General features: G+C 70.9%; 7 protein-coding genes. All 7 read left to right on the forward strand.

Going from position 1 to position 6,211, the window contains the following annotated elements:
* Nucleotides 1-53 precede the first annotated feature (53 nt).
* The 7 genes from E0L17_RS09790 (at nt 54) to E0L17_RS09820 (ending at nt 5,855) form a co-directional block, all read left to right on the forward strand.
* Nucleotides 54-689, forward strand: coding sequence for a cyclodeaminase/cyclohydrolase family protein (locus E0L17_RS09790; RefSeq protein ID WP_167931047.1), 636 nt, complete (start codon nt 54-56; stop codon nt 687-689).
* Entirely contained in the window at nt 689-1,546 is an 858-nt protein-coding gene (locus tag E0L17_RS09795) for a bifunctional 5,10-methylenetetrahydrofolate dehydrogenase/5,10-methenyltetrahydrofolate cyclohydrolase (protein ID WP_167931048.1), read from the forward strand. Before E0L17_RS09790 ends, E0L17_RS09795 begins: the two co-directional genes overlap by 1 nt.
* Nucleotides 1,543-2,373 (forward strand): formate/nitrite transporter family protein, encoded by an 831-nt coding sequence (locus tag E0L17_RS09800; protein WP_167931049.1) that lies wholly within the window; start codon nt 1,543-1,545, stop codon nt 2,371-2,373. Before E0L17_RS09795 ends, E0L17_RS09800 begins: the two co-directional genes overlap by 4 nt.
* Nucleotides 2,370-2,984, forward strand: a complete 615-nt coding sequence (folE, locus tag E0L17_RS09805; protein ID WP_445332253.1) for a GTP cyclohydrolase I FolE — start codon at nt 2,370-2,372, stop codon at nt 2,982-2,984. Before E0L17_RS09800 ends, folE begins: the two co-directional genes overlap by 4 nt.
* A 134-nt stretch (nt 2,985-3,118) precedes the next feature.
* Nucleotides 3,119-4,525, forward strand: a complete 1,407-nt coding sequence (locus E0L17_RS09810) for a bifunctional folylpolyglutamate synthase/dihydrofolate synthase (RefSeq protein ID WP_353652978.1) — start codon at nt 3,119-3,121, stop codon at nt 4,523-4,525.
* A gap of 70 nt (nt 4,526-4,595) precedes the next feature.
* Complete coding sequence (locus E0L17_RS09815; protein ID WP_075280274.1) at nt 4,596-5,027, forward strand: zinc ribbon domain-containing protein; 432 nt, start codon at nt 4,596-4,598, stop codon at nt 5,025-5,027.
* Between the two features lie 117 nt (nt 5,028-5,144).
* A complete protein-coding gene (locus E0L17_RS09820; protein WP_167931051.1) occupies nt 5,145-5,855 on the forward strand; it encodes a hypothetical protein in 711 nt (236 codons plus the stop codon).
* Nucleotides 5,856-6,211 lie beyond the last annotated feature (356 nt).

A 6,211-nucleotide genomic window follows, 5' to 3' on the forward strand; every position in this document is an offset into this window, starting at 1 on the left:
CGTTCATGGCAAGGGTGACGGGGTCGTCTGTCAGGTTTTGAGGAAGGGGCGCCTTGGACGAGAGGTACACGGAGCTGAGCTGCGAGGAGTTCTCCGACCGGCTCGCGGCGCGCGAGAGCGTTCCCGGCGGCGGGGGCGCGGCCGCGCTCGTCGGGGCGCTCGGGGCGGCGCTCTGCTCGATGGCGGGCTCCTTCACCGTGGGAAAGCCCCGGTACGCGTCCGTCGAGGACGAGGTCCGCGCCCTCGTGGACGAGGCCGAGGACGTGCGCTACCGCCTGCTCGAGCTCGTGGAGGAGGACGCGGAGGGGTTCGCGCCCCTCGCCGCGGCCTACGCCATCCCGCGCGATGACCCCGGCCGCGCGGAGGCGCTCGAGCGCGCGACGGAGGCGGCCGCGATGGCGCCGCTCGCCATGGTGGGGGAGTGCTGCCGCGCGGTCTCCCTCCTCGAGCGCATGGGGGAGCGCTGCTCGCGCCTGCTCGCGTCCGACGTGGCCTGCGGAGCGCTGCTCGTGCGCGCGGCGCTCGGGGCGGCGAGCGTCAACGTCTACGTGAACACCGCCTCGCTCGCGGACCGCGCGCAGGCGGCGGCCATCGAGTCCGCCTGCGAGGAGCTCGTCGAGGAGTACGTCCCGCGCGCCGAGCGGCTCGCCGAGTCGGTCCTCGAGGGCATCCGCGGGAGGTCTCGCTGATGGCGGAGCTGCTCAGGGGCGCCCCCGTCGCCCGCGCCATCGCGGAGGGCCTTGCCCCCCGCGTCGACGCCCTGCGCGCGCGGGGGGTCGAGCCCCGGCTGGCCGTCGTTCGCGTGGGCGAGCGCGAGGACGACCTCGCCTACGAGCGGGCGGCGGAGAGGCGCTGCCTTGCGGCCGGCATCGCGTTCCAGAGGGTCGTCCTCGAGGCCGACGGCGTCGACCAGGCGTCGCTCGAGGGCGCGCTCGACGCGCTCGGCGCCCGGGGCGACGTCCACGGCATCCTGCTCCTGCGGCCCCTGCCGGCGCCCCTCGACGACGCGGCCGCGGCGGCGCGCGTCCCCGCCGAGAAGGACGTGGACTGTGCGGGCCCCGCGGGGCTTCTCGCCACGCTCTCCGGGCGCGGCGGCGGCTTCGCCTCCTGCACCGCGGAGTCCGCGCTCGCGATCCTGGACCACTACGGCGTGCCGCTCGACGGCGCCAACGTGACCGTCGTCGGCCGCTCCCTCGTGATCGGGCGCCCCGTCTCCGCCCTCCTCCTGGCGAGAGACGCCACGGTGACCACCTGCCACACGCACACGCGCGACCTCGCGGCCGCCTGCCGTGCGGCGGACGTGATCGTTGCCGCGGCGGGGTCGCCCGCCGCCATCGGCCCGGGCTGCGCGCGGCCGGGCCAGGTCGTCGTCGACGTCGGCACCAACTGGGACGCCGCCGCGGGCCGCCTCGTCGGCGACGTCGATTTCGACGCCGTCGAGCCCATCGTCTCCGCCATCACGCCCGTGCCCGGCGGCGTGGGCGCCGTAACAACCGCCATCCTGGCCCGGCACGTCGTCGAGGCCGCAGAGAGGACCTGCCGATGAAGCTGACCGAGAAGCCCTCCTCGTCCTACAGCGGGGCGATGACCCCCGCGTCGATGGAGCTCAAGAACGAGCGCGTCGCCGAGACCAAGGCCGGGACCGACCTCGCGAGCGCCCTCGTGCTCGCCGTCATGTCGGGGGCGTTCATTTCGCTCGGCGCCACGTTCATGCTCGTGGTGAAGTCGGACGCCACGCTGCCCTTCGCAGCCACGCAGCTGCTCGGCGGCTTCTCCTTCACGCTCGGGCTCTTCCTCGTCCTCGCGGCGGGCGCGGAGCTCTTCACCGGGAACTGCCTCATGGTCATGGGCCCGCTCTCCGGGCGCTTCTCGTGGGGCAAGCTCCTCTCGAGCTGGCTGGTGGTGCTCGCGGGCAACCTCGCGGGCGCCCTGCTGGCGTCCGCCGCCATGCTCGCTGCGGGCGTCGCGTCCGCCAACGGGGGCGCCCTCGGGGAGGCGGCCATCGCCGTGGCGGAGGGCAAGGTCGCGCTTGGCTGGGGGACCGCCTTCGCGCGTGGCATCCTCTGCAACATGCTTGTCTGCCTTGCCGTCTGGGTCGGCCACTCCGCCAACTCGGTCACCGACAAGTTCTTCTCGGCGCTGCTGCCGGTCATGGGGTTCATGGCGGCGGGCTTCGAGCACTGCGTGGCCAACATGTTCTTCCTGCCCTATGCGATGATGCTGCAGGCGACGGGCGTCGCCTCGGGCTCGGTCGACCTTGCGGGCGTCCTGCACAACCTGAGCGCGGCCACGCTCGGCAACCTCGTTGGCGGCGTCGTGCTGGTGGGCGTGTCCTACTGGTTCGTGTACGGCAGGGGAAGGGATCGCGCGTGAGCGACAAGAGCACGTCGGGCGAGAAGAACGTGAACGCCCAGGGCTTTGGCCCCATCGACAAGCCCCGCGTGGAGGCGGCCGTCCGCGAGCTCCTGCTCGCCATCGGCGAGGACCCCGACCGCGAGGGGCTGCTCGGGACGCCCGACCGCGTGGCGCGCGCCTGCGAGGAGATTCTCGGCGGCACGCAGGAGGACCCGGGGGCGCACCTGCGCCGCCAGTTCCACGAGCCGGGAAACCAGGAGATGGTGATCGTCAAGGACATCCCGTTCTCCTCGCTCTGCGAGCATCACATCCTGCCCTTCACCGGCCGCGCGCACGTCTGCTACATCCCGCGCGACGGCCGCATCACGGGCCTCTCCAAGATCGCGCGCTGCGTCTCGGGGTATGCGCGCCGCCTCCAGGTGCAGGAGCGGCTCACCGGGCAGATCGCCGACGCCATGGTGCGCGAGCTCGACCCGCTCGGCGTCCTCGTGGTGCTGGAGGCCGAGCACACCTGCATGACCATGCGCGGGGTTCGCGCGGCGGGCGCGCTCACCACCACCTCGGCGGTGCGCGGGTGCCTGCGCGACCTCAAGACCCGCCAGGAGGCCCTTCGCCTCCTCGGGCTGTAGCTCGCCTATTTGGGCGCCCATTTGGGGACAGGCCCCTTTTGGGCAAGTTTTCAAGCATACAAACTTGCCCAAAAGGGGCCTGTCCCCAAATGGGCGCCCAAATAGGCGAGGGAGCTAGTTGCAAGGGAGACACTGTGTACCAGCTGCCGTTCGAGGTTCCGGAGATCACGTACGAAGAGGCGCTCGACGTCCTGCACGGGGCGCTGCGCTTCGGGATCGAGCCCCTGCTCGAGACCGTGGAGGACATGCTCGCCGAGCTCGGCGATCCCGACCTCGCGTTCGAGTGCGTGCAGGTCGCCGGCACCAACGGAAAGACGTCAACGAGCCGCTTCACGGCCGCCATCCTGGCGGGGGAGGGCCTCTCCACGGCGCTCTACACGTCGCCGGAGCTCGTGAGCTACACGGAGCGCATGGAGGTCGGCGGCGCGCCCGTCTCCGAGGAGGCCTTCGCGCACGGCATCTCCGCCGCGCGCGAGGCGGGCCGTCGCGTGAACGAGCGCCGCGCCGCCCAGGGCCTTCGCCCCTACGACGTGACCGAGTTCGACACCCTCACGGTGGCCGCCATGGTCGTCTTCGCCGAGGCCGGGGTCGACGTGGCCGTGCTCGAGTGCGGCATGGGGGGCCGCTGGGACGCGACCTCCGCCGCCAAGTCCATCCGCGCCGTGGCGGTGACCGGCATCGGGCTCGACCACATGCGCGTCCTCGGGGACACGCTCGAGAAGATCGCCGGCGAGAAGGCCGCCATCATCAAGCCCGGCCGCACCTGCGTGCTCGGGGTGGGGACCGCCACCCCCGACAGCGTCGAGGACGTGTTTCTCGCCCAGGCGCGCGCGGCCGGCGTGACGCCCGTGCTGCTGCGCCCCGAGTGCCTCGAGGACGCGGCGGGGGAGATGCACCCCGGCGTGCCACGCCGGCACGACGACCTCCCGCGCGCGAGCTACCGGATCGTGCGGCGCCCCGCGCGCATCGGGGCGCCCCTCGAGCTCACGGTGGCCACGCCGCGCGCCACCTACGAGGAGCTCGCCTGCCTCAAGCCCGCCTACCAGGCCGCCAACGTGGCCTGCGCCGTGGCGCTCGCGGAGGGCTATCTCGGCCGAGCGCTCGACGCCGACGCGCTCTTCACCTCCGTCGTCCAGTGCCCGACGCCCGGTCGCTTCCAGCTCCTGCGACCGGAGCCACCCGTCCTCATAGACGCCTGCCACAACCCGCAGTCGGTGGCGGCGTTCCTGACCGCCGTCGATGCCGTGGCGCCCGTCCGGGAGGAGCGGCCGACGCTCCTGGCGGCCGTCCTCGCCGACAAGGACGTGGCGGGCATCGTGGCCCTTCTCGCCCGCGCGTTCCCGCGCGTCGCCGTCACGCAGACCGCGAGCCCGCGCGCCCTCCCCGCGGCCGAGCTCGCCGCCCTCTTCGCCGACGCCGGCGCGGAAGTGACCGGGACGTATCCCACGGTTGAGGCCGCAACGTCGGCATTGTGTGGAGAATCCTACGTTGGATGCGGTTCCATCACGCTCGCGGGCGAGCTTGCGGCCCTTCTCGGATAGCTTTTGTTACAATTCAGCTGTCTGTGGCGTCGCACCGTGACGTTTTCCGATGGCAGAAGGAGTCCCCGTCATGCAAGAACTTTTCGACCAGCTCATCACGCCCGAGGTCCGCATGGTCCTCTACCTCATGGTCGTGTGCGTCGTCATGCTCTACATCCTCTCGATCGTCTACGTGATCCGCGACGCCCAGCGCCGCGGCGCGGAGCCTTGGTGGATGTGGGCGATCATCTCCGTGATCCCCATCGTGGGCCTGCTCGCCTACGTCATCCTGCGCCCGAGCTCCTACCTCATCGACCGCGAGGAGCAGGACCTCGACATCGCCCTGCGCGAGCACCAGCTCTCCCACTACGGCATCTGCCCCAAGTGCGGCGCCCCCATCGACCGCGACTTCGTGGTCTGCCCGATCTGCAACACGCAGGTGCGCAACGTCTGCCCCACCTGCCACCGCCCGCTCAACGCGGACTGGAAGGTGTGCCCCTACTGCCGCACCCGCATCCAGTAGCGACGCGAAGGTTCTTCTCGGCACGCAAGGCCCCGCCCCGGCGGGGCCTTTTTCGTTTGGCAGGCCCAGGCAGGGCGATATACTGAGAACATCACGACCTCGGTGGAGGGGGCTCGCATGGGCGTATCACGCCGTCTGGCTGCACTGCTCTCGGTGCTTGTGGCCCTTGTCTGTGGCGTCATCCCCGTGCGATCAGCCGCCGCCCAGCTCGCTGATGATGACCGGGAGGGGATAGCCGAAGCCCTCGCGTCCGTCTATCTCGACCGCGACTCGTTCGGACTTGACGATGTCGACTTCGAGGCGCTTGAGGTGGGTGAGCCCCTGCCGGCCTACGAGGCACTCCACTCAGGGCCCGAGCGCGTGGCGCTCGACTACTTCCCTCTCTTCCAAGATGGCGAGCTCGTGGCGTTTGCCCTGCGTACCGAGGGCGGTATGTTCCAGCTGGATACCGCGCTCGCCCGAGGCGTGGGCTCGCTGGGACCTGATCAAGCCGCCCTTGTGTTCGACCGCGGCGCGTGCTGGGTGTGGGACGGGGCGTCGCTCGGCACGGCCTTCGAGACCGCCGAGCCCGTCGACGGCCGGTCGGACCTCTCCGAGGGGGTGAGTCCATCCTATTTCTCGGGCGTCGAGTCTGTCGAGCTTGGCCCTGCGGAGCCGCTTGGCTTCTCGCTGGCGCGGGACCTGACCGCACGGCCCTCGGGAGGGGCTGGGGAATCGGCGCCCCTTGTCAGCGACGGCTCTTCCGTGTCCCTTGTTGCTGCCGGTGCCGTCGTCTTGACTTGTGTTGTGGTTGCGGCGCTTGTGGTTCGCTTTAGGGCGAGGAGATAGTTCTGATCTTGCGTGGTCTTCCTCCCGTCCGCCTTGAGCATGCCTCGACGCACGGTTTTGCCTGAAATAGAGTCGGTTCCGTGCATGGGGGCATGCTCGGCAGAGCTGTGCGCAGAGGCATGCTCGGAGGACGCGTTGGCGAGAAGAACCTGCCCTCCGGGCCCATCGAACATGCCCCTGCGTATGGATATGGCTCCGCACGCGATGATGCTGGGGCTACGGTGTTTGCGTGCGCGGAGGCATGCTCGTGGCGCTTCCGACGCGTTCTTCTCGCCAGCTTCGTGGCCTCGAGCATGCCCCGGCGCACATTCCAGTCGAGCATGCCCTGGCGCACGGAATCGTGCGGAATCCGGCTC

It is taken from the genome of Olsenella sp. SW781 (genome assembly GCF_012027725.1).
Classification (GTDB): Bacteria; Actinomycetota; Coriobacteriia; order Coriobacteriales; family Atopobiaceae; genus Thermophilibacter.

What these genes read in the sequence shown, in the direction of transcription:
- E0L17_RS09795 (WP_167931048.1), top strand. Translation starts at nt 689, where the DNA reads ATGGCGGAGCTGCTCAGGGGCGCCCCCGTCGCCCGCGCCATCGCGGAG.
- E0L17_RS09800 (WP_167931049.1), top strand. Translation starts at nt 1,543, where the DNA reads ATGAAGCTGACCGAGAAGCCCTCCTCGTCCTACAGCGGGGCGATGACC.
- E0L17_RS09815 (WP_075280274.1), top strand. Translation starts at nt 4,596, where the DNA reads ATGCAAGAACTTTTCGACCAGCTCATCACGCCCGAGGTCCGCATGGTC.
- E0L17_RS09820 (WP_167931051.1), top strand. Translation starts at nt 5,145, where the DNA reads ATGGGCGTATCACGCCGTCTGGCTGCACTGCTCTCGGTGCTTGTGGCC.